This is a genomic window from Thioalbus denitrificans, from assembly GCF_003337735.1.
GTDB classification, from domain to species: Bacteria; Pseudomonadota; Gammaproteobacteria; order DSM-26407; family DSM-26407; genus Thioalbus; species Thioalbus denitrificans.
The window spans coordinates 83,929-109,521 of record NZ_QPJY01000002.1 but is presented as its reverse complement, the minus strand read 5'-3'; the positions used below and the strand labels follow the sequence as shown (position 1 = coordinate 109,521).

27 protein-coding genes and 1 pseudogene are annotated in these 25,593 nt (G+C 71.1%); 24 read left to right on the top strand and 4 right to left on the bottom strand.

Annotation, left to right across the window (positions count from 1 at the left end):
• Positions 1-5 precede the first annotated feature (5 nt).
• Entirely contained in the window at positions 6-278 is a 273-nt protein-coding gene (locus DFQ59_RS05035; protein WP_114278602.1) for an ACT domain-containing protein, read from the bottom strand.
• Entirely contained in the window at positions 275-1,930 is a 1,656-nt protein-coding gene (gene ilvG / locus DFQ59_RS05030; protein WP_114278601.1) for an acetolactate synthase 2 catalytic subunit, read from the bottom strand. The genes DFQ59_RS05035 and ilvG overlap by 4 nt, the downstream gene beginning before the upstream one ends.
• Positions 1,931-2,354: 424 nt before the next feature.
• Here ilvG and DFQ59_RS05025 point away from each other — a divergent pair, with 424 nt between their 5' ends.
• The 6 genes from DFQ59_RS05025 to DFQ59_RS05000 all read left to right on the top strand — a co-directional run bounded on the left by DFQ59_RS05025 (position 2,355) and on the right by DFQ59_RS05000 (position 9,417).
• Positions 2,355-3,155, top strand: coding sequence for a hypothetical protein (locus DFQ59_RS05025; protein ID WP_114278600.1), 801 nt, complete (start codon positions 2,355-2,357; stop codon positions 3,153-3,155).
• Between the two features lie 139 nt (positions 3,156-3,294).
• Positions 3,295-3,921: a DsbA family protein gene (locus DFQ59_RS05020; protein ID WP_114278599.1), complete on the top strand. Its 627-nt coding sequence runs from the start codon at positions 3,295-3,297 to the stop codon at positions 3,919-3,921.
• Between the two features lie 100 nt (positions 3,922-4,021).
• Positions 4,022-5,479 (top strand): ATP-binding protein, encoded by a 1,458-nt coding sequence (locus DFQ59_RS05015; protein WP_114278598.1) that lies wholly within the window; start codon positions 4,022-4,024, stop codon positions 5,477-5,479.
• Positions 5,476-6,150, top strand: coding sequence for a response regulator (locus DFQ59_RS05010; RefSeq protein WP_114278597.1), 675 nt, complete (start codon positions 5,476-5,478; stop codon positions 6,148-6,150). Before DFQ59_RS05015 ends, DFQ59_RS05010 begins: the two co-directional genes overlap by 4 nt.
• A gap of 128 nt (positions 6,151-6,278) precedes the next feature.
• Entirely contained in the window at positions 6,279-8,474 is a 2,196-nt protein-coding gene (locus tag DFQ59_RS05005) for a PepSY domain-containing protein (protein WP_114278596.1), read from the top strand.
• A gap of 94 nt (positions 8,475-8,568) precedes the next feature.
• Positions 8,569-9,417, top strand: coding sequence for a fumarylacetoacetate hydrolase family protein (locus DFQ59_RS05000; RefSeq protein WP_114278595.1), 849 nt, complete (start codon positions 8,569-8,571; stop codon positions 9,415-9,417).
• Position 9,418: 1 nt separating this feature from the next.
• Here DFQ59_RS05000 and DFQ59_RS20610 read toward each other — a convergent pair.
• Together DFQ59_RS20610 and DFQ59_RS04990 are read right to left on the bottom strand one after the other, a co-directional pair.
• Positions 9,419-9,807 (bottom strand): annotated as a pseudogene (locus DFQ59_RS20610) (neutral zinc metallopeptidase); the annotation flags it as partial.
• A gap of 36 nt (positions 9,808-9,843) precedes the next feature.
• Positions 9,844-11,319: a cation:proton antiporter gene (locus DFQ59_RS04990; RefSeq protein ID WP_170142041.1), complete on the bottom strand. Its 1,476-nt coding sequence runs from the start codon at positions 11,317-11,319 to the stop codon at positions 9,844-9,846.
• Positions 11,320-11,484: 165 nt separating this feature from the next.
• Between DFQ59_RS04990 and DFQ59_RS04985 the strand changes: the two genes are divergently transcribed.
• From DFQ59_RS04985 to DFQ59_RS04900, 18 genes are all read left to right on the top strand, one after another.
• The gene (locus DFQ59_RS04985; protein ID WP_114278593.1) at positions 11,485-12,555 is read left to right on the top strand and encodes an SAM-dependent methyltransferase; all 1,071 of its coding nucleotides are present in this window, start codon (positions 11,485-11,487) and stop codon (positions 12,553-12,555) included.
• Position 12,556: 1 nt separating this feature from the next.
• Entirely contained in the window at positions 12,557-13,096 is a 540-nt protein-coding gene (locus DFQ59_RS04980) for a DUF2878 domain-containing protein (protein WP_114278592.1), read from the top strand.
• Positions 13,097-13,098: 2 nt separating this feature from the next.
• Positions 13,099-13,902: a DUF1295 domain-containing protein gene (locus DFQ59_RS04975; protein ID WP_114278591.1), complete on the top strand. Its 804-nt coding sequence runs from the start codon at positions 13,099-13,101 to the stop codon at positions 13,900-13,902.
• Complete coding sequence (locus DFQ59_RS04970; protein WP_114278590.1) at positions 13,899-14,603, top strand: DUF6134 family protein; 705 nt, start codon at positions 13,899-13,901, stop codon at positions 14,601-14,603. Before DFQ59_RS04975 ends, DFQ59_RS04970 begins: the two co-directional genes overlap by 4 nt.
• Positions 14,600-15,133 (top strand): lipocalin family protein, encoded by a 534-nt coding sequence (locus DFQ59_RS04965; RefSeq protein WP_114278589.1) that lies wholly within the window; start codon positions 14,600-14,602, stop codon positions 15,131-15,133. Before DFQ59_RS04970 ends, DFQ59_RS04965 begins: the two co-directional genes overlap by 4 nt.
• Positions 15,134-15,284: 151 nt before the next feature.
• Entirely contained in the window at positions 15,285-15,572 is a 288-nt protein-coding gene (locus DFQ59_RS04960) for an encapsulin-associated ferritin-like protein (RefSeq protein WP_114278588.1), read from the top strand.
• 331 nt (positions 15,573-15,903) lie between these two features.
• On the top strand, positions 15,904-17,154 hold the full coding sequence (egtB, locus tag DFQ59_RS04955; RefSeq protein ID WP_211314792.1) for an ergothioneine biosynthesis protein EgtB: 1,251 nt from the start codon (positions 15,904-15,906) through the stop codon (positions 17,152-17,154).
• Positions 17,151-18,107 (top strand): L-histidine N(alpha)-methyltransferase, encoded by a 957-nt coding sequence (gene egtD, locus DFQ59_RS04950; RefSeq protein ID WP_114278586.1) that lies wholly within the window; start codon positions 17,151-17,153, stop codon positions 18,105-18,107. The genes egtB and egtD overlap by 4 nt, the downstream gene beginning before the upstream one ends.
• A 27-nt stretch (positions 18,108-18,134) precedes the next feature.
• Positions 18,135-18,356 carry a hypothetical protein gene (locus DFQ59_RS04945; RefSeq protein ID WP_114278585.1) on the top strand — a complete coding sequence of 74 codons (222 nt, stop codon included), beginning with the start codon at positions 18,135-18,137 and terminating at the stop codon, positions 18,354-18,356.
• A gap of 449 nt (positions 18,357-18,805) precedes the next feature.
• A complete protein-coding gene (locus DFQ59_RS04940; RefSeq protein ID WP_114278584.1) occupies positions 18,806-19,348 on the top strand; it encodes a Na+/H+ antiporter subunit E in 543 nt (180 codons plus the stop codon).
• Entirely contained in the window at positions 19,345-19,617 is a 273-nt protein-coding gene (locus DFQ59_RS04935; protein ID WP_114278583.1) for an MrpF/PhaF family protein, read from the top strand. The genes DFQ59_RS04940 and DFQ59_RS04935 overlap by 4 nt, the downstream gene beginning before the upstream one ends.
• Positions 19,614-19,919, top strand: a complete 306-nt coding sequence (mnhG, locus tag DFQ59_RS04930; protein WP_114278582.1) for a monovalent cation/H(+) antiporter subunit G — start codon at positions 19,614-19,616, stop codon at positions 19,917-19,919. The genes DFQ59_RS04935 and mnhG overlap by 4 nt, the downstream gene beginning before the upstream one ends.
• Before the next feature lies 1 nt (position 19,920).
• Positions 19,921-20,193, top strand: coding sequence for a Na(+)/H(+) antiporter subunit B (locus DFQ59_RS04925; protein WP_114278581.1), 273 nt, complete (start codon positions 19,921-19,923; stop codon positions 20,191-20,193).
• On the top strand, positions 20,180-20,887 hold the full coding sequence (locus tag DFQ59_RS04920; RefSeq protein WP_114278580.1) for an MnhB domain-containing protein: 708 nt from the start codon (positions 20,180-20,182) through the stop codon (positions 20,885-20,887). Before DFQ59_RS04925 ends, DFQ59_RS04920 begins: the two co-directional genes overlap by 14 nt.
• A complete protein-coding gene (locus tag DFQ59_RS04915; RefSeq protein ID WP_114278579.1) occupies positions 20,884-21,351 on the top strand; it encodes a sodium:proton antiporter in 468 nt (155 codons plus the stop codon). The genes DFQ59_RS04920 and DFQ59_RS04915 overlap by 4 nt, the downstream gene beginning before the upstream one ends.
• Positions 21,348-22,826, top strand: coding sequence for a complex I subunit 5 family protein (locus tag DFQ59_RS04910; RefSeq protein ID WP_114278578.1), 1,479 nt, complete (start codon positions 21,348-21,350; stop codon positions 22,824-22,826). Before DFQ59_RS04915 ends, DFQ59_RS04910 begins: the two co-directional genes overlap by 4 nt.
• Positions 22,823-24,679: a proton-conducting transporter transmembrane domain-containing protein gene (locus DFQ59_RS04905; RefSeq protein ID WP_211314791.1), complete on the top strand. Its 1,857-nt coding sequence runs from the start codon at positions 22,823-22,825 to the stop codon at positions 24,677-24,679. The genes DFQ59_RS04910 and DFQ59_RS04905 overlap by 4 nt, the downstream gene beginning before the upstream one ends.
• The gene (locus tag DFQ59_RS04900; RefSeq protein WP_114278577.1) at positions 24,679-25,578 is read left to right on the top strand and encodes a respiratory chain complex I subunit 1 family protein; all 900 of its coding nucleotides are present in this window, start codon (positions 24,679-24,681) and stop codon (positions 25,576-25,578) included. The genes DFQ59_RS04905 and DFQ59_RS04900 overlap by 1 nt, the downstream gene beginning before the upstream one ends.
• Positions 25,579-25,593: the final 15 nt, after the last annotated feature.

The window sequence follows — 25,593 nt, the reverse complement described above, 5'->3', positions numbered from 1 at the left end:
CCCCCTCAGGAGGAGGCCGCGGCGGGAACCGGCGCCTCCCGGCCCGCCTTCAGCAGCGTCGTCAGCTCGCTGATCCCCACCTGCTTCTCCAGCTGGCGGATCAGCCGCGCCGGGGGCAGTTCGCTCTCCACGGTGAGCCGCACCCGGTAGTGCCGGCCGTCGGCCGTTGGCCGCACCTCCAGTCCCTGGAGCTCGAAACCGCGTACCCGCGCCGCCTGCAGGATGCGCTCGAGAGTCGCCGGCGCCCGGCCGGCCTGCATCTGGATGTCGAACATCATGCCACCGTCCCCCTGATCATCTCCTCGTTCGCGTGGCCGGGCTTCACCATCGGCCAGACATTCGCCTCCGCCGCCACGGGCACATGCAGCAGGCACGGTCCCGGCGTCCGCAGGCACCAGTCGATGGCCTCCTCCACCGCCGCCGCTTCGGACACCCGCCGGGCGGGCAGCCCGAAGGCCGCCGCCACCGCCGTGAAATCCGGGTTGTCGGAGAGATCCACCTCGGTATAGCGGCCGTCGTAGCAGAGCTCCTGCTGCTGGCGCACCATGCCCAGCCGCTGGTTGTCGAACACCACCACCTTCACCGGCAGGCCGTAGCGCTTCAGGGTGGCCAGCTCCTGGACGTTCATCAGGAACGAGCCGTCCCCGCTCACGTTCACCACCGGCACATCGGGCCGCGCCAGCTGGGCGCCGATGGCGCTGGGCAGGCCGAAGCCCATGGCGCCGAGCCCCCCGCTGGTGAGGAGCTGGCGCGGGTGGTCGAAGGGGTAGTACTGGGCCACCCACATCTGGTGCTGCCCCACGTCGCAGCTGATGACGGCGCGGCGCTCCACGGCCGCGGCCAGCCGGCGCAGGAACGCCGCCGGGTCGATGCCGGGGCCCGCGCCGGCGCGCGCGGCGAAGCCCTCCATGCCGTGCAGGGCGCGGCAGTGGCGGCGCCAGCCCTCGATGTCGAGCGGCGCGGCCAGGGCCTCCAGGGCGGGCCCGATCGCACCCACCAGGGCGCAATCGGCCGCCCGCAGCTTGCCCACCTGGGCGGCATCGCCATCGAGGTGCACGACCCGGGCATGGGGCGCGAACCGGTCCAGGCGTCCGGTGACGCGATCGTCGAAGCGGGCGCCCACCACCACCAGCAGATCGCACTCCTGCACCACGCGATTGGCCGCCACCGAGCCGTGCATGCCGAGCATGCCCAGGTTGCACGGGTGGCCGTCGGGCAGGTTGCCGAGGCCCTTGAGGGTGAGCACCGTGGGAATGCCCGTCGCCTCCACGAAGCGGCGGAACGCCGCCTCCGCCCCCGCCAGGGTGACGCCGCCGCCGGCATAGATGACCGGCCGATGGCTGGAGCGCAGCAGTGCGCGCGCCGCCGCGACGGCTTCAGGCGCGATTGTCACCCCGGCCGCGGGCCCGGCATCCGGCCACGGTTCGGCGTCGACCTCGGCCAGCAGGATGTCCTTGGGCACATCCACCAGCACGGGGCCGGGGCGGCCGGAGGTGGCCACCCGGAAGGCCTCCCCGATGGCGGCGGGAAGCTCGCCGGGACGGCGCACCAGGATGCTGTGCTTGGTGACGGGCAGGCTTAGGCCGAGCACATCGGTCTCCTGGAAGGCGTCGGTGCCGATGAGCGCGGTGGGCACCTGGCCGGTGATGGCGACCAGGGGCACCGAGTCGAGGTGGGCGTCGGCGATGCCGGTGATCAGGTTGGTGGCGCCGGGACCCGAGGTGGCCAGGCAGACCCCGGGCCTGCCGCTGGCGCGGGCGTAGCCGCCGGCGGCGAATGCCGCCCCCTGCTCGTGCCGGCAGAGTATGTGGCGGATGGGCGAATCGATGAGGGCATCGTAGAGCGGCATGATCATGCCGCCGGGATACCCGAAGATCGTATCGATGCCCCGGGCTTCAAGCGCCCGGGCGATGTGCTCTGCCCCATTCATGGGCGGAATCCTCCCGATAGTCCGGTCTGCAGGCGGTCTGGTTGTGGCGGGGCGCGTCGACGACGACCGGGACTACGGGAACGCCAATCAGGCAGTACATGGGAATCACCTCTCGCTTTCACTGGGCCGGAAAAAGAAAAGGCCCCCGGATCTTTCGATGCGGAGGCCTGTTCGGGTTCGGTTCCGGAAACGCTAGCCGGCAGTCTCTCCGCGCGGTCGGGCAACGACCACGAGTACCAGGGAGACGATAACCAGCAGGGCCAGGATGTTCATGCGCGTTGGGGCAGCAATCCGGTGTCGGCGTTTCGGAAGATTCAATCCTAGCGGGCGCCGGGCCGGCTTGTAAAGACCCCGTGGCGGCGTGTGGGAGCGGCCGGTCCCGAGGCATGGGCGTGACTGTGAGCCCCGGTTACAATGCCCCCCCATGAAGCGCCCGCTCCCAGCCGCCGTCACCCGCGCCGCCCTGCCGCTCCTGCTCCTGGCCCTCGCCGCCGGGGCGGGTGCGGCCGAAGCGCCCGGGCTGATCGGCGAACTGAACGTGCTGCCGCGGGCACCGGCCTTCAGCCTGGGCGTGAACGGCGCGCCGCACCGGTTGCGGGTGTGCTGGAACTGGGGCTGCAAGAGCGAGGGCGAGCTGCTTCTCGATGCCGGGGACGGCGCCGAACTCGACCGCATCTTCCGTCACCCCAGCTGCCGGGGCGGCGGTCCGGGGCTGGAGCTGCAGCAGATCCGGCTGGCCATCCGCTACCTCGAGCGCCGTGCCGGGGAGCAGCTCCCGGTGGCGAACGACCGCGGCGGCAACGAGGCGGATGCCGGGGTGGAGGGCCGCACCGACTGCATCGACAACACCTCCAACACCCTCAACTACCTTCACTTCCTCGACCGGCTCGGCTACCTGCGCCACTGGCGCCCGCCGGCCTCGGGCTACTACGAGAGCACCTGCCTGCTCTGCCCCACGCCCCGCCATACCGCCGCGGTCCTGGTCCTCGCCGACCGGCCGGCGGTCCGCTTCGTGGTGGATACCTGGCTGCGGGACAACGGCAGCCTGCCCCTGGTGGCGCCGGAAGGTCCCTGGCGGCGGCTGTTCATCTACCGCGACAACGACCGCCTCAACCCCTGGTTCGGACTGGAGGAGCTGCAGGTCTACTGCGACAGCGGCTTCTTCGGCCCGGAAAAGCTGGTGGCGGCGGAACGGGCCGTGGCGGAGGCCGCAGCCGCACGCTGATCCCCGCCCTCCCGCACCGGAGCCGCCGCCGTTACTGGCCCTGCGGCGCCTGAGTGTCTAAGCTCCGCTAATCGGGGCCGTCATGGCCACCCGCCCAACCGCCGGGACCGGTGCATCCCGGCGGCCCCCGGAGAGGAGCATGTCCACCACCCTCTGGTACGTGCACGATCCCATGTGCAGCTGGTGCTTCGCCTTCCGGCCCACCCTGGCGGCGCTGCAGGCGCGCCTCCCGGAAGCGGTGGCCGTGAAGCGCCTGCTCGGCGGCCTGGCCCCCGACACCGATGAACCCATGCCCGAGGCGATGCAGGCCTATCTCCAGGCCACCTGGCAGCGCATCGAGGAGCGCGTCCCCGGCACCCGCTTCAACTTCGATTTCTGGACCCGCTGCCGGCCCCGGCGCGCCACCTGGCCCGCCTGTCGCGCGGTCATCGCCGCCCGCGCCCTCAACCCCGCCTACGAGGTGCCGATGGTCGAGGCGATCCAGAACGCCTACTACCGCCAGGCCCGCAATCCCTCCGAAACCGACACCCTGGTGGCCCTGGCGAACGAACTGGGGCTGGACACGGTGCGTTTCGTGCGCCTGCTGGATGCCCCGGAGACCCACAGCCGCCTGTCCGAGGAGATGGGGCGCGCCCGGGCCATGGGCGTGGACGCCTTCCCCTCCCTGGTGCTCGAGATCGATGCCAGCCGCTGGCGGGTGGCGGTGGACTACAACGATCCCGAGGCCATGGCCCTGCAGGTGGACGCCCTGCTCACCGCCACCTGACGGCGGCGCCGTCCGTCCGCGGCCACCCTGTTGCCGCTCCATATTTCTTGCCCATTCCTCTGCACAATCATGTTTGAGGCAATCCCCTGAGCCACGGGCCGTGAAGAAGACCATCACCCGCAAGCTGTTCCTCACCCTGCTGCTCACCTCCCTGGTGCTGGTGAGCGGCATGTACGCGTTCATGCAGTGGTCCTTCGATCACGGCTTCATCCGCTACGTGGAGCAGCGCGAGCAGCAGGTGATCGACGGGCTGGTGGAGGAGCTGGCGCTCATCCATGCCGCCGACGGCGGCTGGGAGGCGCTGGCCGCCTCGCCGCGGCGCTGGCTGCAGCTGGTGATGTCGGTCCACAGCCACCCGATCCGGGGCAAGCGCCTGGAGTCGCTGCTGGAGCGCATGCGGCCCGGCGAGTGGCCGCCCGGCGAGGCCCCGCGTCCGCCGCGGGGCTTCCCCACGCCGCTCGAGCTGCGGGTACGCCTGCTCGACGCCTCGCGACAGGTGGTCTACGGGCGGCCGGAGGAGCCGCAGGCGGAGCTTACGCTCCATCCCGTGCGCGAGGACGGCGTCGTGGTGGGCTACCTGGGGGTGCGGGAAGACGAGGCCGCGCTGTTCCTGAGCCACGACCTGCGCTTCGCCGAACAGCAGAACCAGGCCTTCCTGCTCATCGCGCTCGCCATGCTCCTGGTCTCCGCGGGACTGGCCCTGCCGCTGGCCCGCCACTTCGTCAGGCCGATCCGCTCCCTCACCCGCGCCACCCGCCAGCTCGCCTCCGGCGACTACAGCCCGCGCATCGTCCACCGCGCCGATGACGAGCTGGGACAGCTCGCCCGCGACTTCAACGACCTGGCCCATACCCTGGGCCGCAACGAGGCGCTGCGCCACCAGTGGGTGGCCGACATCTCCCACGAGCTGCGCACGCCCCTGGCGATCCTGCGCGGCGAGATCGAGGCGGTCCAGGACGGCGTGCGCAGCTTCGATGCGGGGGCGGTGGAGTCGCTGCACCAGGAGGTGCTGCACCTGACGCGGCTGGTGGATGATCTCTACGAGCTGTCCATGTCCGACATCGGGGCGCTGGACTACCGCAAGGAGCCGCTCGACCTCGGCGCCGCCGCCCGGACCGCGATCGAGGGGCTGGCGCAGGCCTTCGGCGCGAGATCGATCCGGGTCGAGACCGACGGCCTCGACGGCGGCGCCGCCATCGTCAACGCCGATCCCGACCGCCTGGAGCAGCTGTTCGCCAACCTGCTGCAGAACACCCTGCGCTACACCGATCCGGGCGGCACGGCACGGCTGTCCCTCACAGTGGCGGCGGGGCGCGCCGTGCTGGTGCTGGAGGATTCCGCCCCGGGCGTCCCCACGGCGGAGCTGCCGCGCCTGTTCGATCGTCTCTACCGCACCGAGGGCTCACGCAACCGGGCGTCCGGCGGCACCGGGCTGGGACTGGCCATCTGCCGCAATATCGCCGAGGCCCACGACGGCAACCTCGCCGCCGGCCCCTCGGACCTGGGCGGCCTGCGCATCACCCTGGAGCTCCCGCTGCTCGACGAGGAGGCGCCATGAACGGAACCCTCCTCATCGTGGAGGACGAGGCGAAGCTGGCGCGGCTGCTGGCCGACTACCTGGTCCAGGCCGGGTTCACGACCCATACCATCGACAACGGCCTCGACGCCGCGCCCTGGATCCGCGCCCACGAGCCGGACCTGGTGCTGCTGGACCTGATGCTGCCGGGGCGCGACGGACTGGACATCTGCCGGGAGGTGCGCGGCTTCAGCCCGGTGCCCATCATCATGGTCACCGCCCGGGTGGAGGAGATCGATCGGCTGCTGGGGCTCGAGCTGGGCGCCGATGACTACATCTGCAAGCCCTTCAGTCCCCGCGAGGTGGTGGCCCGGGTGCGGGCGGTCCTGCGCCGGGCACGGTTGTGCGAGATCCCGCGCAACGAACCCGTTCGCCTGGACCCGGACCGGCTGCTGGTCAGCGCGGGGCCACGAACCCTGGAGCTGACCTCCGTGGAGTTCCAGCTCCTGCAGACCCTGGTGCAGGCGCCCGGGCGGATCTACTCCCGGGATCGGCTGATGGACCGCATCTACCCCGACAACCGGATTGTCAGCGAGCGGACCATCGACAGCCACGTCAAGAAACTGCGCCGCAAGCTCGAGGCCCTGCTGCCCGGCCGCGAGCTCATCCATTCCGTCTACGGCATGGGCTACAAGTATGAACCCGACGCCTGAGCGGCCCGCCGGCGCCGCTCCATTCCGCTTCCCCACTTCCTGCAAATTTCCTCCGTAGTGGCAGTCCAGACTCCGGATCAAAGGACCGGACCCTCCCTCCGGCCCACCTCGACCCCGGAGCCACCATCATGCTCAACCCCTCCCGCAAGCGGTTTCTGATCCAGGCCCACCGCTGGATCGCCCTCGCCCTCGCGCCGCTGTTCCTGCTGATCCTCCTCTCCGGCGCGGTGCTCGCCTTCAAGCCCATCCTCCATGCGGCCGGGGACGGTGCGGAGGCCGCCACCACGGTGGCCGGGCCCGCCGCGGTGGCGGCGCTGCTGGAGCGGGTCGACCCGGAAGGCCGGGCCCGGTCGGTCGAGATCCTCGCGGACGGCCTGGTCAGCATCGCCGATATCGGCGTCTACGATCCCGCCACCGGCGAACGGATCGGCACCGCCGACACGGGCTTCGACCTCTTCGGGACAGCCGAGCGGCTGCACAAGGATCTGCTGGCCGGGGCCGGCATCGTGGTGGAGATCGCCACCTATGCCATGCTGCTGATCGTGGCGGCGGGGCCGTTCCTGGCCTGGCCGCGCCTGCGCAGAACGCTCATGGGCTGGCACCTCGGGCTCGGCTGGGCCCTGCTGCCACTGGCCCTCCTGCTCCCGCTCACCGGCGTGCTCATGACCCTGCACGTGGGCATGGGGGAAATGCCGCGCATCCCCCGCGCGACCACCCCCCTGCCCCTTGCCACGGCACTGGAACAGGCCTCCGCGGAGACCGATTTGAGCGGTCTATGGACGGTGCGGCGCTTCCGCGGTGGCACGGCGCTGGTCATGACCCGCGGCACCGCCGGCGCCCGGGCCTACATCGTCTCCGACGCCGGGGTGAGCGCGCTGGATCGGTCCGGCAACTGGCCCAAGACGCTCCACGAGGGCACCTGGGCCGGGGCCTGGTCCGGGACCCTGAACCTGGTGGGAGCAATCGGCCTGACCGGCCTCACCCTGACCGGCTTCCTGTCCTGGTACCGGCGCCGCCGGCAGGCGACGGCCCGCAGTGGCGACGCGGACGCCGACATCCTGGTGGCCCATGCCAGCCAGACCGGCACCGCGGCGCGCCTGGCCGAGGCCACGGCCACAGCCCTGCGCAGGGGCGGCGAGCGGGTCGCACTGGCCTCCCTCGGTGCGCTCAATCCGGGTGAATTGCACCGCTACCGCCATGTCCTGCTCCTGGTCTCCACCACCGGCGAGGGCGAGGTGCCGGACCCGGGCCGCGGCTTCCTGGCGCGACTGGCCACCACCCGCCTCGACGGGGTGAGGTTTGCCCTGCTCGCCCTGGGCGACTCCCGCTATGCCCGTTTCTGCGGCGGCGGGGAGGCCCTGCTCGGAGCGCTGGTGACCGCCGGCGCCGAACCGGCCCTGCCCATGCGCCTGGTGGATGGAGCACCCGCCGTTCCCTGGCGGAGCTGGCTCGACAGCCTGTCCACGACCCTCGGCATCCGGCCGGGCGTTCCGCCCGTGGTGGACGAGGATCGGCCCCTGACCGTCCGGCTGCGGGAACGCACCCGCCTGGACCGTGCCGGTGATCCCGGGACCCGGGCCGCCTACCGCCTGGTGCTCGAGGCCGATGGCGGCGTGGATTTCCGCCCCGGCGACCTGCTCCTGGTGGCACCCGGCGCGGGTGAAGCCGAGCGCTGCTACTCCATCGGCTCCTCCTCCCGGGTGACACCGGGCGAGATCCGGCTCTCGGTGGGCCTGGTCGAGCTGGCCGAAGCCGCCGGCGGGCCAAGGCTCGGCGCCGCGAGCGGCCTGCTGTGCCGGACCCTCGCCGTGGGGGAGAGCCTGGCGGCGAGACTACGCCGCCACCCGGCCTTCAACCCCCCGGCGCACCCCGGGCGGCCGCTCATCATGGTGGCCGCCGGCTGCGGCATCGCCCCCTTCACGGGCTTCCTCGACGAGCTCGAGGCGGACACCGGCCGGGGCCCCGCCTGGCTCTTCTTCGGCAACCGCCGGCGCAGCTGCGACTATCTCTACGGCGGGCGGCTGGAGGCGCTGCACGCCGGCGGCGTCCTGACCCGGCTCGATACCGTCTTCTCCCGCGACCAGGCCGAGCGCCGTCATGTCTCCCACGCCATGGTGGCCGCGGGCGCGGAGCTGGTGCGCTGGCTGCTGGAGGAGGATGCCCTGCTCTACGTCTGCGGCCGCGCCAGCACCCTGGGCGGGAGCGTGGACCAGGCGTTGGCGCAGGTCCTGGCCGAACACGCCGGGCTCGACCCCGCCGCCTCCAACGAGTTGCTGCGGCAGTGGCGGGCCAGCGGCAAGCTGCGCCGGGATCTGTTCGACTGAGGGACGCAGCGGCGAGGCCGCCGGTGCGGGTTGACCGCCGGTGGCCCGGTGGGCCATAAACCGGGGACTGATTCGCTGGTGGAGATTCCCCCTCATGAAGCTGTTGCGCTACGGCCCCCCGGGAGCCGAGAAACCGGGCCTGCTGGATGGGGAGGGCGGCCTGCGCGATCTCTCCGCCGAGGTCGCGGACATCGCCGGGGAGGCGCTGACCCCGGCCGGCATCGCCCGCCTGCGGGCGCTCGATCCCCGCGCCCTCCCCCGGGTGGAGGGCAACCCGCGCCTGGGGCCCTGCGTCACCGGTGTCGGCAAGTTCATGGCCATCGGGCTCAACTACGCCGATCACGCCGCCGAGGCGGGGATGGCGCCACCGGCGGAACCGGTACTGTTCAGCAAGTACCCCAGCGCCATGTGCGGCCCCAACGACGAGGTCATCATCCCCCGCGGCTCGGTCAAGACCGACTGGGAGGTTGAGCTGGGCGTGGTCATCGGCCGTCCCGGCAGGCACATACCCGAGTCCGATGCGCTGGCCCACGTGGCCGGCTACTGCGTGGTGAACGACGTCTCCGAGCGCTCGCTGCAGCTGGAGGGGACGGGGCAGTGGGTCAAGGGCAAGAGTTGCGACACCTTCGCCCCCACCGGGCCCTGGCTGGTCACCGCCGACGAGGTGCCGGACCCCCAGAATCTGCGCCTGTGGCTGGAGGTGGACGGGCACCGCTACCAGGACGGCAGCACCGCCACCATGATCTTCGGCGTCGCCCGGCTCATCAGCTACCTGAGCGGCCTGTTCACCCTCCACCCCGGGGACATCATCTCCACCGGCACTCCGCCCGGCGTGGGCATGGGCGTGAAGCCGGCCCCGGTCTACCTGCGCCCCGGCCAGGTGATGCGCCTGGGCGTGGAAGGCCTCGGCGAGCAGCGGCTGCGGACGGTGGCGGAGCCCTGACTCAGGGGGTCTCCACGGCGAAGGTGTCGCAGCGCTCGAGCGCCCCGCTCTCCAGGCCGATCCGGAACCAGCGCACCCGCTGGGCGGAGCTGCCGTGGGTGAATGAATCGGGATTGACCGTGCCGCGCGCACCTGTCCGGAGATGCCGAGCAGGGTCTGCACGTGGTGCCCCACCTCGTGGGCGATGACGTAGGCCTGGGCGAAATCGCCTGGCGCCCGGAAGCGCTCCTTCAGGTCGCGGTAGAATCCGAGGTCGATGTAGACCCGGTGGTCCCGCGGGCAGTAGAAGGGACCCGCGGCGGCCTGGGCGAAACCGCAGGCGGATTCCACCGCATCGGTGAACAGCACCAGCCGCGGCTCCTCGTAGACGCCGCCCCGGGCGCGGTACAGTGCCGGCTGTCGCCGGGTTCCGGGAGCAAGGCGCCGTCACGACTCCCGCTTCCGCCGGCCGAGCGACCAGCGCAACCCGAGCGGGGTGATGAGCGTGGTGACGATGACCATGATCACCACCGCCGAGAAGACCTGGCCGCTCACCACGCCGAGTCCCTTGCCGATGCTGACGAAGATGAGGCCCACCTCCCCCCTCGGTACCATGCCGATGCCGACGCTGAGGCGATCCACCCCGGGACCGGCCACCATGCCCGCAATCGCCTTGCCCAGGGTGGCCACCACCACCAGCGCCGCCGCCAGCCCGAGGGTATCCGGATCCAGGAAGGCGGCGAGGTTGACCTGCATTCCCATCAGGATGAAGAACACCGGCGCGAACAGCGCCTCCAGGGGCGCAAGGATGCGGATCGGCACCGGATCGGCGCCGCGGTGGGCGGCGAAGTGCTCCTCGTTGACGATGAGACCGGCGGCGAAGGCGCCGACGATGGTGGCGAGCCCGATGCGGTTGGCGGCCCAGGCCACCATGAAGGCGACGAACAGGGGAAACAGCAAGGTCAGGTGCTGGCGCTCGATGCGTGCGGCGAAACCGGTGAGCATGGGCATGAACCGCCCCCCGAGCCCCACGAGCAGGCCGAAGAAGAGCCCCGAGACGAGGGTAATGCGCGCCACCTCGCCCCACTCCAGCGCCCCCCGGGTCACGATGCCGGTCACCACCGCCAGGATGATCAGCCCGAGAATGTCGTCGATGACGGCGGCCCCCAGGATGAGGCGTGCCTCCCGGGTCCGGGTCCGGCCCAGGTCCTTGAACACCCGCGCGGTAATGCCGACGCTGGTGGCGGCCAGGGTGGCGCCGACGAAGAGATCCACGGCGGGTTCCCGGGCCGGGAGGAACAGACGGCTGGCACCGTAGCCGAGTGCGAACGGGATCGCGATGCCGACCACCGCCACGGCCAGCGCCCGGTATCCCACCTGCAGCATCTCCTCCACCCGCGATTCGAGCCCCACCATGAACAGCAGCAGGATGACGCCCAGGTTGGAGAAGACCCACAGGCCGTAGCTCATCAGCAGGTAGCGCGGCGCGCCCTCGCCGGTCAGGACCGCCAGCACCGCTGCTCCCGCGCTGCCGGCCTGCAGCTGCCCCGGGGTCATGAATCCGCGCGCCACCTCGGCCACCGAGAGCCCCGAGTCCCACACGCCCCGCACGATGTTGCCCGCCAGGTCGGCGTGCATGATCAGGATGGCCAGCGGCCCGCCCGCCGCGTAGAGCACGTTGCCGATCAGCACGCCGATCAGCAGTTCGCCGAGGACCGAGGGCTGGCCCAGTCGACCCGCCGCCCAACGGCCCACCATGGCGGCCAGGATCAGGAGCGCCAGTTCCAGCAGGATGCCCGCGAAGGGATCACCGTGGCCGGCGCCGCCAGCAGCGGCCCTGGCCGTGCCCGTGACGCCCGCAAGAACCGGGACCAGCAGGCCGGCGGCGGCTCGGCTGTTGATTGCCTGTCCGATGGTTTTCACCTTTCGATTCCCGCCCTGCTCCGGACAAGCATAGACATCCCGGGCAGGGTGCACATCCCGTTCCGGCCGCAATTCCATTGCAATTCAATTCTTGTACTCATTTCGTTTTTATCTTATACATTACCTATACATTCAACTTTGTCGAGACGGTGCGCGGGAGGCGGTATGAATGCGGTTACGGCACGGACCATCGGCTGGGTCGAGCAGGGCCTGGTGCCCGACAGCGTCATCCGCCATGGCATCCGCCGACTGCTCGGCCAGCGGCTCGGGTCCCTGCCGCTGGCGGATGCAGAGGGGCTGGCGGAGCTGAAGCGGGAGTTCGTGGCGGCGATGGACAGGGCGGAGATCGCCCCCCTGCCCCACAAGGCCAACGAGCAGCACTACGAGCTGCCGGCGGAGTTCTTCGCCACGGTCCTCGGGCCGCGGCGCAAGTACAGCGGCTGCTGGTGGCCGGAGGGGGTGGAGACCCTGGAGATGGCGGAGGACGCGGCGCTGGCCGCCACCTGCGAGCGCGCCGGGCTGGCCGATGGCCAGTCGATCCTGGAGCTCGGCTGCGGCTGGGGCTCGCTCAGCCTGTGGATGGCGGAGCACTACCCGGCCAGCCGCGTCACGGCGGTCTCCAATGCCCACTCCCAGCGGGCGTTCATCCTTGCCGAGGCCCGGCGCCGGGGCCTGGAGAACCTGGAGGTCATCACCGCGGACATGAACGACTTCACCACCGCGCGGCGCTTCGACCGGGTCGTGTCGGTGGAGATGTTCGAGCACATGCGCAACTACCGCTGCCTGTTCGGCCGCATCAACGGCTGGTTGCGGCCCGGCGGCCGTTTTTTCCTGCATATCTTCTGTCACCGCAGCGCGCCCTATGTCTTCGAGGCGCGGGATGCCGGCGACTGGATGAGCCGCCATTTCTTCAGCGGCGGCACCATGCCCAGCGACGACCTGCCGCTGTGGTTCCAGGACCGGCTCCGGCTGCGGGCGCACTGGCGCTGGGACGGGCGCCACTACGAGCGCACCCTGAACGCCTGGCTGCGGCGCATGGATGCCGGCCGCGCAACGCTGTGGCCGCTGTTCACCCGGACCTACGGCGCCGACGCGGAGATCTGGTGGATGCGCTGGCGCATCTTCTTCATGGCCTGCGCGGAGCTGTTCGGCTACAACGACGGCCAGGAGTGGTGGGTGGGCCACTACCTGTTCGAGCGGCAGCGGGACGACCCCGCCGCTGCGGAGACGGACTGACATGCCCCTGGCGCTCAATTTCCTCCTGTTCCAGCTGGGCTGGTTCGCCTGCGTGCTCGGTGGCGCCCACCAGCTGCCCTGGTTCGGGGTCGGGGTGGCGGGCGCCATTGTCCTGCTGCACCTCCGCCTGGCGGCGGAACCCCGGCGCGAGCTCGCCCTGATCGCCGCCGCCGGTGCACTGGGCGCGGTATGGGACAGCGCGCTGGTGGCCACCGGACTGCTGGCCTATCCCTCGGGGCTGCTGCACCCCTCCCTGGCGCCGGTCTGGATCATCGCCATGTGGATGCTCTTCGCCACCACCCCGAACCTCTCGCTGCGCTGGCTGAAGGGGCGGCCGTGGCTGGCGGCCGCCTGCGGCGCCGTGGCGGGGCCGCTGGCCTACCTGGGCGGCGAGGCCCTGGGGGGCGTGCGCTTCAACGCACCGGCCGCCGGCCTGGCGGCCCTGGCCCTGGGCTGGAGCCTGCTGCTGCCGCTGCTCATGGGCGCGGCGGTGCGGCTGGACGGCTTCGCCCCGCTGCACCCCCGTCCCGGAGACGCCTGATCATGTACGAACTCTCCATCCACCTCTCCGCGCTCCCCGTCATCCTCGTGGCGGGTGGCGTCACCTGGGTCATCAGCGTCCTGCGCCATGACGTGAGCATCGTCGACAGCCTCTGGTCGCTCATGTTCCTGCTTGCCGCCGGTGTCTATTTCATGCAGGCGCCCGCCGACTCGGCGCACGCCGTGCTGGTGCTGGTGCTGGCCGCGGTGTGGGCGCTGCGCCTGGCCGGCCACATCACCTGGCGCAACCGGGGCGTGGGCGAGGACCGCCGCTACCAGGCCATCCGCCGCCACAACGAACCGAACTTCCGGCTCAAGAGCCTCTACCTGGTGTTCGGACTGCAGGGCGTGCTGGCCTGGGTCATCTCCATGCCACTGCTGGCCGCCATGCTCGCTCCGGGTCCGCTCGGCCTGCCCGGGCTGCTGGGAATCCTCCTGTGGGGGGCGGGGATGGTCTTCGAGACCCTGGGCGACTGGCAGCTGGCCCGCTTCAAGGCCGATCCGGGCAACCACGGCCGGGTCATGGACCGGGGCCTGTGGCGCTATACCCGGCATCCCAACTACTTCGGCGAGTTCTGCATCTGGTGGGGCTTCTACCTCATCGCGCTCGATGCCGGCGGCTGGTGGAGCATCCTCTCGCCGCTGCTGATGACCTTCCTGCTGCTGCGGGTCTCGGGCGTGGCGCTGCTGGAGCGGGACATCGGCGAGCGCCGCCCCGCTTACCGCGACTACGTGTCCCGCACCAACGCCTTCTTTCCCGGGCCGCCCCGTTCTCCCGCCTCCCCCAGCCATGGAGAGACGCCATGAAGACCTTGCACCGCTCGCGCCCCGCCCTTGCCGCCGGTATCCTCTCCGCGCTCCTCCTGTGGCCGTTCCTTCCCGCAGCGGCCGTGGAGACCGGCCAGCTGCGCTTCGCCGTCTACCTGGACGAGCGGCCCATCGGCTGGCATCACTACCACGTCACCCCCGTGCGGAACGGCTACCGGGTGCGGAGCGAGGCGGGCTTCGAGGTCAAGCTGCTGTTCCTCACCGCCTATCGCTACGAGCACAGCAGCGAGGAACGCTGGCGGAACGGCTGCCTGGAGCACCTCGAGGCCCGCACCGATGACAACGGGACCCTCCACCACGTGGAGGCGGAGGGAGACGGACGCTGGCTGCGGCTGACCCGTGACGGAGGCGGACCGACACCCGTGACGGGCTGCGTCATGACCTTCGCCTACTGGAACCCCGCCTTCATCGGGCAGACGCGCTTGCTGAACGCCCAGACCGGCGAGCTGGTGGAGGTGGCGTTCGAACCGGCCGCCACGGCGCTTCCGGCCGCCGCCGGACCGGGGTCGCGCGCCTACCGGCTCTCGGCCGGCGAGCTGGACCTGACCCTCTGGTACTCGGACTCGATGCAATGGCTGGGGCTCGAATCGCGCACGGGCGGCGGACGGCTGATCCGCTACCTGCGCAGCGACCTGGCGCCGCCGCGGGAAGACGCGCAAGGCCGGGAGCAGGTGTCATGAGGCCGGCCGCACAGCTGCTCCCGCTGCTCCTGCTCGCCGGCCTGGCCGGCTGCGCGGGCCCGGGTCAGAAGCCCATCTCGGTGGTCGGGCATGTGGATCTCGAGCGGTTCATGGGCGACTGGTACGTGGTGGCGAACATCCCCACCTTTCTCGAACGGGATGCCTACAACGCCGTGGAGTCCTACCGGCTGGAGAGCGGGGACCGGGTGGCGACCACCTTCACTTTCCGCCAGGGCGGCTTCGACGGTCCCCGGAAAAGCTATCGGGCCACCGGCTTCGTGCTCGACCGCGACAGCAACGCGGTGTGGGGCATGCAGTTCCTCTGGCCCATCCGGGCCGACTACCGGATCATCCACCTGGACGAGGGCTACCGCCTGACCATCATCGGCCGGCAGCAGCGCGACTACGCCTGGGTGATGTCCCGCACCCCGGGTATCAGTGATCGCGACTGGCGGCGGGCGGTGGACCTGCTACGGGCGCAGGGCTACGACACGGCCGCCCTGCAGCGCGTGCCCCAGCGCTGGGACTGACGCCCCGTCCGGACCGCCGTCCAGCGCCTGGGCTCGACGGTCCGGAGGGATGGAAGCGGTTTTGCTCCCGCCCGGTTTACAGCCGCCGCCCGGCGGACAAGAATAGCCCCATCAGGTCCGCGACCCACCCACAAGCAAACTGGAGGTGAACATGGCCAACGAAGGCTACCACGAGCCTACCGCAGAGCTTTCCGACGACACCCGCGACATGCATCGCGCCATCGTCTCCCTGATGGAGGAGCTGGAGGCGGTGGACTGGTACAACCAGCGCGTGGACGCCTGCAAGGACCCGGAGCTGCGGGCCATCCTCAAGCACAACCGCGACGAGGAGAAGGAGCACGCCGCCATGGTGCTGGAGTGGATCCGGCGCCGCGACCCCGCCTTCGACCACGAACTGCGCGACTACCTCTTCACCGACAAGCCCATCGCCCACGAATGAGCCGGAACCGCCCGGGCGTGTCCCGGGCGCTTCCCGTCGGCGTCCCGCCAACGATGCTCGCGCACCGTCCCCCGCAGGCGCCCCGACGCACCCCTCCCGTGAAGGCCTGAACCATTTCGTCATGACCGGGTCATCACTACATGCCACCCTGTTTTCAGGGACCCGCGCGATCGGTGCCGAACGAAACCGGCGCGCGGCCTGCAAGGCAATGAAATAACGACAATTTCCAGCCAGTCAACAGCGCAGGCTGGTTGACCCCCGCCGGCAATGGCTCTATACGTTTCCGGACGGGCGCCGCGCCATCGGGGAACTGGATATGCCAGCCGGGCTGATGCGGGGACAACAGGAAACGGAGCGCCTCACCCGGCGCTACCGGACTGTGCGACGGCGGAGCGAGGCCCTCTGCCGACCGCTGGCGGTGGATGACTACCAGGTCCAGTCCATCACCGAGACCAGCCCGCCGAAGTGGCACCTCGCCCACGTCACCTGGTTCTTCGAGACCTTCCTGCTGGAGCCCTTCCTGCCCGGCTACCGCCCCTTTCACGATCGCTTCCCCTACCTCTTCAACTCCTACTACGAAACGGTCGGGCCCATGCAGCCGCGACCGCTGCGCGGTCTCCTGTCCCGGCCCACGGTGGAGGAGGTCTACCGCTACCGCGCCCACGTGGACGAGCGCATCGAAGCGCTCCTGGAGACGGTCGCCGGTCGCGACCGGCCGGAGGTGCTCGCGCGCCTGACCCTGGGACTCAACCACGAGCAGCAGCACCAGGAGCTGCTGCTCATGGACATCAAGCACAACTTCTCCGTCAACCCGCTGCTGCCCGCCTACCAGGCGACCGGCCCGGGCGCCGCCGCCCCTGCCGCGGCGGCGCCGGACTGGATCGAGGTTGCGGGCGGAATCCGCGACATCGGCCACGGCGGCGCGGGCTTCGCCTTCGACAACGAGGGACCCCGGCACCGGGTCCTGGTGCGCGATCACCGCCTCGCCACGCGGCTGGTGACCAACGGGGAGTACCTGGCGTTCATGGAGGACGGCGGCTACGAGCGTCCCGAGCTGTGGCTGTCCGACGGCTGGAGCCTGATCCGGCGGCAGGGCTGGCGCCACCCGCTCTACTGGCACCGTGACGGCGAGCGCTGGTCGGAGTTCACCCTCGGCGGTCCGGGGCCCCTGGATCCGGACACGCCGGTCTCCCATGTGAGCTACTACGAGGCGGACGCCTTCGCCCGCTGGGCCGGGAGGCGCCTGCCGGAGGAGGCGGAGCTGGAGCTGCAGCTCGCGGACAGGCCCGTCGAGGGCAATTTCGCCGACTCGGGGCGGTTCCATCCCCGGCCCGGCAGCGGCCAGTGGTACGGCGACCTGTGGGAGTGGACGGCGAGCCCCTACGGCCCCTACCCCGGCTTCCGGCCGCTGGGCGGAGCCATGGGCGAGTACAACGGCAAGTTCATGTGCAACCAGATGGTGCTGCGCGGCGGCTGCTGCGCCACGCCCCACGACCACATGCGCCCCACCTACCGCAACTTCTTCTATCCCCATGATCGCTGGCCCTTCACCGGCATCCGCCTGGCAGAGGAGATTTCATGAGCGCACGCCTGCAATACAGCGAACTGCCGATGGCCGTCTCCGAGCTGGAAACGGCCGTGCTGGAGGGGCTGGGACGGAGCCCGAAGGCGATACCGCCAAAGTTTTTCTATGATCGCCGCGGCTCGGAGCTGTTCGACGCCATCTGCGCCCAGCCGGAGTACTACCTGCCGGCGGCGGAGCGGGAGATACTCCAGACCCGCGCCGCCAGGATCGCCGCCCGCACCGGGAGCGGCTGCGTGCTCATCGAGCCGGGCGCGGGGAACGGGGCCAAGGTCCGGTTGCTGCTCGAGCATATCCGCCCGTCGGTGTTCGTCCCCCTGGACATCTCCGGCAGCTACCTCCAGGCCTCGGCCGAGCGGCTGTCGCGGGACTTCCCCTGGCTGCGGGTCCACGCCGCCCGGGCCGATTTCTCCCACGGCCTGGAGCTGCCCGCGGGCCTGCCGGAGGGGCGGCGGGTGGCCTTCTATCCGGGCTCGAGCCTGGGCAACTTCGAGCCGGAGGCGGCGGTGGCGTTCCTCGCCACCGTGCGCGAGGCGGTGGGTGACGCGGGCGGACTGCTGATCGGCATCGACACGAAGAAGGACACCGGCCTGCTCAACGCCGCCTACAACGATGCCGCGGGGGTGACCGCCGCGTTCAATCTCAACCTGCTGCACCGGATCCGCCGCGAGCTGGAGACCGATCTGGATCCCGACAACTTCCACCATCACGCCTTCTACAACCCGGAGCCGGGGCGCATCGAGATGCACCTGGTGAGCCGGGTGGCGCAGGAGGTGCGGGTGAACGACAGCCTGTTCCCGTTCCGTGCCGGTGAAACCATCCACACCGAGTCCTCCTACAAGTACCACCCCGAGGAGTTCCGGATGCTGGCCCGGCGCGCCGGATTCCAGCCCCTGGATCTCTGGCTCGACAGTCGGGGGCTGTTCAGCTTCCACTACCTGGAGGCGTCATGAAAACGTGACCGCCGGGAGGGATGAATCATGCTCAGATTGCTGGTCGCCCTGGCCGCCCTCTTCCTGATCCTGTGGATCTACACGGGGGGAAGTCTCACCGGCGGGAACGGCGGTGGCGTTCAGGAAATGAAATCCCGTGCCGTCGACAAGGCCCGGTCGGTGGAATCCCTAGTGCAGGACCATCCCCGGCAGGTGGAGGAACAGCTGCGCCGCATCGAGTCGGAATCGAACATTGACGGCACGCGGTGAATCCTGCCGATCGGGTCATGCCTGAGGCGGCCGCGCAGGCGACAGGCCCGCCGCCGGGTCACGGCAATAACCTATTGTTGACAGGGATTTCGCCGTGCCCGTTCCGCGGCGCGATCCCGGTGCAGCCACTTGCGCTGACGCACCAGGATGGTCCAATCTGGGGTCTGCGGCCGCAAGCGGAGAGCAGAACCGGGGACCACCCCATGGCATCCTCCGCAACCCGGCCTGGATAACAATAATTCGCGGCAACAATCAGTTAGTGACTGCCAGAACAATCTGACGCCAGGCGGTACCGGCCTGCATCGGCACCACAATCCGGTTCTACGCCGCGGTTGGCACAGCTCATGCGTGGCTGCCACGGGTCGTGGTGTACGACCGGTTGTCACGAACATCTGTGATTCTTCCTGAGATCGGAACCAGATCCACTCCCACGGGACAGGGCCGTTACGATGGACCAGCAGACAGAAACGACGCCGGCCGCAGCCGGGCCGAAACCCGGATGGAACAACGCGGCGCGCCTGTTCGCCCTCTCCTTCCTGTTGTGGCTGCTCCTCACCGGCAGCCTGGCCCCGGCCGAACTGGCAGCGGGACTGCTGGTGGCCGCCGCCGCGGCGACCCTGTCCCATCCCCGGATCACGCTGCTCACGGGGCTGCGCCTGACCCCCGCGGCGCCCCTCCACCTGCTGGCCTATCTGGGCGTCTTTGCCGCCGCGCTCGTGCGCGCCAATCTCGACGTGGCCCGCCGGGTGCTCTCCCCCGCCCTGCCCATCCATCCCGGCGTGGTGCAGATCCGGACCGGCCTGCGCTCCGAGCTGGGCCGCCTGCTGCTCGCCAACAGCATCACCCTCACTCCCGGCACCCTCACCGTGGACGTGGAGGAGGATCGCCTGCTGGTGCACTGGATCAGCCTGCCCGCCGGGGCCGACGTGGAAGCGGCCACGCGGGCCATCGCGGAACCCTTCGAACGTCACCTGAGCGGATTCCTGGAATGAACCTGCCCGACTGGCTGCAACTTGCCCTCCTGCTGCTGTTCGGCGGCGCCGTGCTCCTGGGCCTCGCCCGGCTCGTGCTGGGGCCGCAGGCCCCGGACCGCATCGTCGCCGCCGATACCCTGGCGGTCATCGCCACCGCCGGGCTGGTGCTGCTCTCCCTGGTGCTGGAAAGCGCCCTGTACCTGGACGTGGCGCTGGTCTACGGCGTCCTCGCCTTCGTGGGGGTGGTGGCCCTGGCCCGCATCATCGAGGGAGGTGCGCGCCCATGAGCCTGCCCGGCAACCTGTTCCTGCTGCTGGGAGCGGCCTTCTGTTTCCTCGGCGCGCTGGGACTGTTCCGCATGCCCGATGTCTACAACCGCATCCAGGCGGGGACCAAGGCGGTGACCCTCGGCACCCTGTGCATACTGCTGGGGGTGTGGTTCCACCACCCCGAGTGGTGGGCCAAGCTGGCGGCCATCGGCGGGCTGCTGCTGCTCACCAATCCCGTGGGCTCCTCCACCATCGCCCGGGCGCTGTTCCTGGCGGGGGTGCGGCCATGGCAGTCCCACCCTGCGGACAGGGAGGTCTGAGATGTTCTGGATCGTGCTCCTGATGGTGGTGGTGATGCTGGCCAGCGCGGTGGCCGCCCTGCTGCTGCCCAACTTTCTCGGCGCCGTGGCCTCGGTGTCGGTGGTCTCCCTGGGGGTGGCGGGGCTGTTCGTGCTGCTCCGGGCCCCGGACGTGGCCATGACCGAGGCGGCGGTGGGCGCCGGACTCGGCAGCCTGCTGCTGGCGCTGGCGCTCAGGCGCCTCGGTCTGTGGCGGCTCGAGGTGCAGGAGGAGACGGATCATGCCGACCGCTAGAGTGACCACGCTCGGGCCGCTGCTGTTCGCCGCCGGCTTCGCCTTCCTGCTCGCGGTACTGGTGGCGGGGCTGCCCTTCGGCGCGCCGCCCATGACCGTGGGCGAGGCCATCCAGGGCGACGCCGCCGGAACGGTGGGCGCGGCCAACTTCGTCACCGCCGTGGTGCTGGCCTACCGCGGCATCGATACCCTGGGCGAGCTCTCCATCCTGTTCGCCGCCGCCATGGCCGCCGGGCTGGTGCTGGGTCGGCCGGGCGAACGCCGCGCCGGCGCCGCCCCGGCGGGCTTCATCCTCCGTGCCGGCGCCGACCTGCTGTTCCCGCTGCTGCTGGTGGTGGGACTCTACATCATCCTCCACGGCCACCTCACCCCGGGCGGCGGCTTCCAGGGCGGCGTCATCCTGGCGGCGGCCTTCGTGGTGCCGGTGCTGGCCGATCCGGGCCGGCCGCCGGAGCACCGCCGGCTGGCCTGGGTGGAGGGGCTGGCGGGCGCGGCCTTCATCGCCACCGGGCTCGCGGCGCTCGCCTGGGACCACCAGTTCCTCGCCCCGCTGCTGGGCCGCGGCACCCTCGGCAGCCTGGTCTCCGCCGGCACCCTGCCGCTGCTCTACCTGGCGGTGGGGCTCAAGGTGGGCGCCGAGCTGACCGGCCTGCTGGTACGCATGACCGAAGCCGACGGGGAGGCGCCCCGGTGAACGACGCCACCACCCTCACCCTCTACCTCGGCGCCATCGGCCTGCTGGTGATCGGCATCGCCGGACTGGTGCTCGCCCGCCACCTGTTCCGGGTGGTCATGGCGCTGGCCATCGCCGAGGCCGGCGCCAACCTGCTGCTGGTGCTGACCGGTTTCCGCTGGGACGCGGTCGCGCCGATTCTCACCGGCGCGGACCGCGCCCCCATGGTGGACCCGGTGCCCCAGGCCCTGGTGCTCACCGCCATCGTCATCGGCGTCGGCGTGCAGGCGCTGGCCCTGGCGCTGGGCATCCGCCTGCGCCAGGCCTACGGCACCCTCGACCTGCGGCTCATCCGCGCGCGGATGGTGGAGGAGATCGACGGCGCGGCCGGGCTCGCGCCCGCCGGCAGCCGGGACCGCCCCGCCGGTGAAAGGCCCCTGCCGCCGCCGCGGCCGGCCGCCCTGCCCCGGGAGGCGCGCCCATGATCGCCCTGGCCGTGGCCCTGCCCCTGCTGGCCGCCTTCCTGCTGCCCCTGACCGGTCCGTTGCGCCGCATCGTGGGTCCCGCCACCCTGCTGCTGGTGGCGGCCACCGCCTTCAGCGCCTGGCCGCGGGCGCAGGTGGAGCCCTTCACCGTGGCCATCGGCGGCTTCCGCCCGCCCCTCGGCATCCTCTTCTACGTGGACGGGGTGGCGCTGCTGTTCGTGCTCGCCGTGGCCTTCAGCTGCCTGCTGCTGTGGCCCTGGAACGAGGCGGCCGGCAGCCGCAAGCACGCCCTCACCCTGCTGCTGGCCGCCGGCTGTTCGGGGCTGGCGCTGTCGGGTGACCTGTTCAACATCTACGTCTTCTATGAACTGGTGGCGGTGGCCTCCTATGGCCTGGCGGCCGGGGCCGGCAGCGGCCGCGCCTACGCCGCGGCCTTCCGCTACCTGGTGCTGAGCAGCCTCGGCTCCCTGCTGGCGCTGGTGGGCATCGCCCTCGTCTACCACCGCACCGGCACGCTCAACCTGGCCCACCTGGGCGAGCTCGCCCCCACCCTGCTGAACGACCCGCTGGGGCTCGCCGCCTTCCTGCTGCTGCTCCTGGGGCTCGGGGTGAAGGCGGAGCTGTTCCCCGTGAACGCCTGGGTGCCGGAGGTTTACGCCGGGGCCGAGCGCCGGGTCTCGGCCCTGCTGGCGGGGCTGGTCTCCAAGCTGGCGGTGCTGGTGCTGGTGCGCCTGCTGGTGCTGGTCTTCCCCACCGACGAGGCGCGCACGGCGCTGTTGCTGCTGGGCACGCTCGGCATCCTCAGCGGCGAGCTGGCCGCCTACCGCGCCCGCGACCTGGCGCGGCTGCTCTCCTGGTCCTCCATCGGCCAGCTCGGCATCGTCTTCGTGGCCTTCGCCGTTCCCGGCGAGGCGGGCCTGGTCGCCGGCCTGGCGGTGGCGCTGCACCACCTGGTGGCGAAGCCCGCGCTGTTCCTGCTCGCCGAGCGCTGGGGCGGCAGCCTGGAGTCGCTCACCGGGGCCGGCCGCCGCAGCCCCTTGGCCGGCGCGCTGTTCGTGCTGTTCGCCCTCTCGCTCATCGGCGTGCCGCCCCTGCCCGGTTTCTGGGCCAAGTTCCTGGTGCTCTCCGGCCTGGCGGCCCAGGAGGGCGGGCTCTGGTGGGCCGCCGCGGCGGTGATCCTCGCCACCACCGTGGTGGAGGCCAGCTACCTGTTCCGGGTGGTGGGCCGGCTCTACGCCCGCGACGCGGACGGCGCCACCGCGCCCCACGCCACCGGCCCCCTGACGGGCGCCGCCGTGCTGGGGCTGGTGCTGATCCTCGGCGGCGCGAGCGCCGGGCCGCTGGGCGACGCCCTCGGCCACATGGCCGCCCAGGCCGCCGACCGCGCGGCCTATCTCGGCCGGGTGCTGCCGGTACGCACCATCGAGCGCCCCGGCACCCTGACCCTCAACGCTGCCCCGGAGGCCCGGCCGTGACCCTGCTGGATCTGCTGCTCCTGCTCTCCCTCGCCACCGGGGCGCTCGCCTGGCTGCTGGGACGCTGGTCGGGCGCGGGCGTGCTCGCCGCGCTGCTCTACGCCGGGCAGCTCGCCCTCCTGGGCGCCATGGACGGGAGCGCGGCCGCCTCCCCCACCTTCCAGGTGCTGGGCCAGACCATCGCCTGGTCCCTGGACCCCTTCGGCCGCTTCTTCGCCCTCATCACCCTGGGTGCGGCCATCGCCTCCGCCTGGTTCATGGCCGGCGAGTGGGGCCGCCGCTACACGCAGGCGGGCCACAGCCTGCGGGCGCTCCACGGGGCGCTGGCGATCAACGTGCTGGCCATGCTCCTGCTGCTCGCCAGCACCGACCTGGTGTCGCTGTTCATCGGCTGGGAGCTGGTGAGCTGGGCCGGCTTCCTGCTCATGGCCCAGGGCGGCGCTGCGGCGGTGCGCGCCGCCCTGCGCTACGTCACCTACGCCATGGGCGGGGCCATGGCCGTCCTCGGCGGCACGGTGCTGGCCTATGCCTGGACCGGCACCCTGGACCTGGGGCTCCTCGCCGAGCGCCTGCCGGCCCTGGAGCCCGGACGGCTGTGGCTGCTGGTGGCGCTGTTCACGGGCGGCTTCGGGGTGAAGATGGGGCTGCTGCCCTTCCACCTCTGGCAGGCGCCGGCCTACGCCGAGGCACCGGGCCCCGGCACCGCCTTCCTGGGCGCCATCTCCTCGCGCATGGGCCTGTTCGCCATCGCCCTGGTGCTGGCGCGGCTGGTCACCCTGGAGGGGCTCGACGGGCTGCAGATCCTGCCGGGCCAGTTCGGGGTCCGCGACCTGCTGGCGTGGGTGGCCGCCTTCACCATCGTGCTGCCCACCTTCACGGCGCTGAAGCAGAACGACGCCCGCTACCTGCTGGCCTGGCACGGCATCGGCCAGGGCGGCTACATGCTCATGGGGCTGGTGGTGGGCGACGCCATGGGCAGCGCCGGCGGTCTGATGCACGTGTTCAACCACGCCACCTACCAGGCGGCCCTGTTCCTCTCCGTCTACGCGGTCATCCACCGCACCGGCACCGCCGACCTCAACCGCCTGGGCGGGCTGGTGGTGCGCATGCCGCTCTCCTTCCTCACCATGCTGGTGGGCATCATCGGCCTGGCCGGCCTGCCGCCCATGAACGGCTTCGTCTCCAAGTGGCTCATCTACCGCTCGCTGATGACCGAGGGCATGCCGCTGCTGTTCGTGGCCTCGGTGATCGGCACGCTGGGCACCATCCTCAGCGTCTACAAGCTGATCCACAACACCTTCCTCGGCCAGCTGCGCAGCGAGCACGAGCATATCCGCGAGGCGCCCTGGAGCATGACCGGCCCGATGCTGGCGCTGTGCGCCATCGTCTTCGTCACCGGGACCGCGCCGGGGCTGGTGCTGGGCTGGGTGGCCGACGCCCAGGCGGCGCTCGGGCTGCCGGTGCTCCGCTACACCCTGGGCGGGGTGGCCTCCGCCAAGGGCGGGCTGGACATGCTCTGGATCGTGGGGGTGCTGTTCGGCGGCTTCGGCGTCGGCGCCCTGCTCTTCTACGGCGGCGGCGGGCGCAGCCGGCGGGTGCACCAGCTGGACAACTACGCCGGCGGCCATTTCCTCTCCGCCGACGTGCGCTACCAGTACAGCGACAACTTCTACGCCGGCCTCATGCACCGCATCGGCCCCCTCTACCGCAACGCCTTCACCTGGCTGGAGTCCGCGCTGGTCTCGGCGGTGGACCTGGCGGCGCTGGCCATGCAGGGGGTCTACCGGCAGCAGGCGCCCGCGTTCCTCCTCCTCATGACGGCCGTGGCGGGCCTGGCCTGGGTGGTACTGTGATGGATGCCCTGAACCTGGCGCTCGAGCTGATCCTGATGCCCCTGGTGGCCTTCGTGGTGGGGCTGTTCATGGTGCTGATGATGCGCAAGATCGCGGCGAGGATTCAGCGCCGCGTGGGCCCGCCACTGCTGCAGCCCCTCTACGACATCATCAAGCTCTACGGCAAGCAGACCCAGATCTCCCACGGCCTCGTCCACGACATCGGCATCGTCATGGCGGTGGGCGGCTACGTGGCCGCCGAGACCCTGCTGCCGGTACCGGGGATGGACGGGCTCGCCGACCGGGGCGGCCTCATCACCCTGGCCTACCTGATGATGATTCCCTCCCTGGGGCTGGCCCTGGGGGTGGGCCAGTGCGCCAACCCCAACGGCTCCATCGGCATCGCCCGCGCGCTCACCGCCATGCTCGCCTACGACATCCCCTTCGTCATCGTCATCTTCGGCGTGGCCTGGCACTACGGCACCACCAACCTGGCGGACATCATCGCCCTGCAGCAGGCCGCCGGCCCCGGCGGCTGGGGCGCGGCCACCATGCCGCTGCTGGCCCTGGCGGGGCTGTTCTCGGTGCACGCCATGCTGGGCAAGCAGCCCTTCGAGATCTACGTGGCGCCGGCGGAGATCGCCACCGGCCCCATGGTGGAGATGGGCGGCAAGTTCCTGGGCGGCCTGTTCGTCATGCAGACCTTCCAGTTCTACACCGCGGGCGTGCTCTACGCGAGCCTGTTCCTGGGCGGCGGGGAGAACTGGCTCACTTTCCTGGTCAAAGCCTTTGCGGTGGTGGCCATCCCCATGTGCATCGCCTTCCTGTTCCCCCGCTACCGCACCGAGGATCTGCTGAAGATGATCTGGAAGTGGCCGGTGCTGCTGGGCCTGGCGGGCCTGTGGCTGATCATGCACTGAGCGAATGGAGGACTC

Bases quoted from the DNA above. Each gene is read 5' to 3' on its own strand.
- DFQ59_RS04985 (WP_114278593.1), top strand. From the start codon at position 11,485: ATGAATGCGGTTACGGCACGGACCATCGGCTGGGTCGAGCAGGGCCTG.
- DFQ59_RS05035 (WP_114278602.1), bottom strand. From the start codon at position 278: ATGATGTTCGACATCCAGATGCAGGCCGGCCGGGCGCCGGCGACTCTC.
- DFQ59_RS04945 (WP_114278585.1), top strand. From the start codon at position 18,135: ATGCTCAGATTGCTGGTCGCCCTGGCCGCCCTCTTCCTGATCCTGTGG.
- DFQ59_RS04975 (WP_114278591.1), top strand. From the start codon at position 13,099: ATGTACGAACTCTCCATCCACCTCTCCGCGCTCCCCGTCATCCTCGTG.
- DFQ59_RS04935 (WP_114278583.1), top strand. From the start codon at position 19,345: ATGAACCTGCCCGACTGGCTGCAACTTGCCCTCCTGCTGCTGTTCGGC.
- DFQ59_RS05005 (WP_114278596.1), top strand. From the start codon at position 6,279: ATGCTCAACCCCTCCCGCAAGCGGTTTCTGATCCAGGCCCACCGCTGG.
- egtD (WP_114278586.1), top strand. From the start codon at position 17,151: ATGAGCGCACGCCTGCAATACAGCGAACTGCCGATGGCCGTCTCCGAG.
- DFQ59_RS04965 (WP_114278589.1), top strand. From the start codon at position 14,600: ATGAGGCCGGCCGCACAGCTGCTCCCGCTGCTCCTGCTCGCCGGCCTG.
- DFQ59_RS04980 (WP_114278592.1), top strand. From the start codon at position 12,557: ATGCCCCTGGCGCTCAATTTCCTCCTGTTCCAGCTGGGCTGGTTCGCC.
- DFQ59_RS04940 (WP_114278584.1), top strand. From the start codon at position 18,806: ATGGACCAGCAGACAGAAACGACGCCGGCCGCAGCCGGGCCGAAACCC.
- DFQ59_RS04960 (WP_114278588.1), top strand. From the start codon at position 15,285: ATGGCCAACGAAGGCTACCACGAGCCTACCGCAGAGCTTTCCGACGAC.
- DFQ59_RS04920 (WP_114278580.1), top strand. From the start codon at position 20,180: ATGCCGACCGCTAGAGTGACCACGCTCGGGCCGCTGCTGTTCGCCGCC.
- DFQ59_RS04900 (WP_114278577.1), top strand. From the start codon at position 24,679: ATGGATGCCCTGAACCTGGCGCTCGAGCTGATCCTGATGCCCCTGGTG.
- DFQ59_RS04925 (WP_114278581.1), top strand. From the start codon at position 19,921: ATGTTCTGGATCGTGCTCCTGATGGTGGTGGTGATGCTGGCCAGCGCG.
- DFQ59_RS04910 (WP_114278578.1), top strand. From the start codon at position 21,348: ATGATCGCCCTGGCCGTGGCCCTGCCCCTGCTGGCCGCCTTCCTGCTG.
- DFQ59_RS05020 (WP_114278599.1), top strand. From the start codon at position 3,295: ATGTCCACCACCCTCTGGTACGTGCACGATCCCATGTGCAGCTGGTGC.
- DFQ59_RS05010 (WP_114278597.1), top strand. From the start codon at position 5,476: ATGAACGGAACCCTCCTCATCGTGGAGGACGAGGCGAAGCTGGCGCGG.
- DFQ59_RS04970 (WP_114278590.1), top strand. From the start codon at position 13,899: ATGAAGACCTTGCACCGCTCGCGCCCCGCCCTTGCCGCCGGTATCCTC.
- DFQ59_RS05000 (WP_114278595.1), top strand. From the start codon at position 8,569: ATGAAGCTGTTGCGCTACGGCCCCCCGGGAGCCGAGAAACCGGGCCTG.
- ilvG (WP_114278601.1), bottom strand. From the start codon at position 1,930: ATGAATGGGGCAGAGCACATCGCCCGGGCGCTTGAAGCCCGGGGCATC.
- mnhG (WP_114278582.1), top strand. From the start codon at position 19,614: ATGAGCCTGCCCGGCAACCTGTTCCTGCTGCTGGGAGCGGCCTTCTGT.
- egtB (WP_211314792.1), top strand. From the start codon at position 15,904: ATGCGGGGACAACAGGAAACGGAGCGCCTCACCCGGCGCTACCGGACT.
- DFQ59_RS05025 (WP_114278600.1), top strand. From the start codon at position 2,355: ATGAAGCGCCCGCTCCCAGCCGCCGTCACCCGCGCCGCCCTGCCGCTC.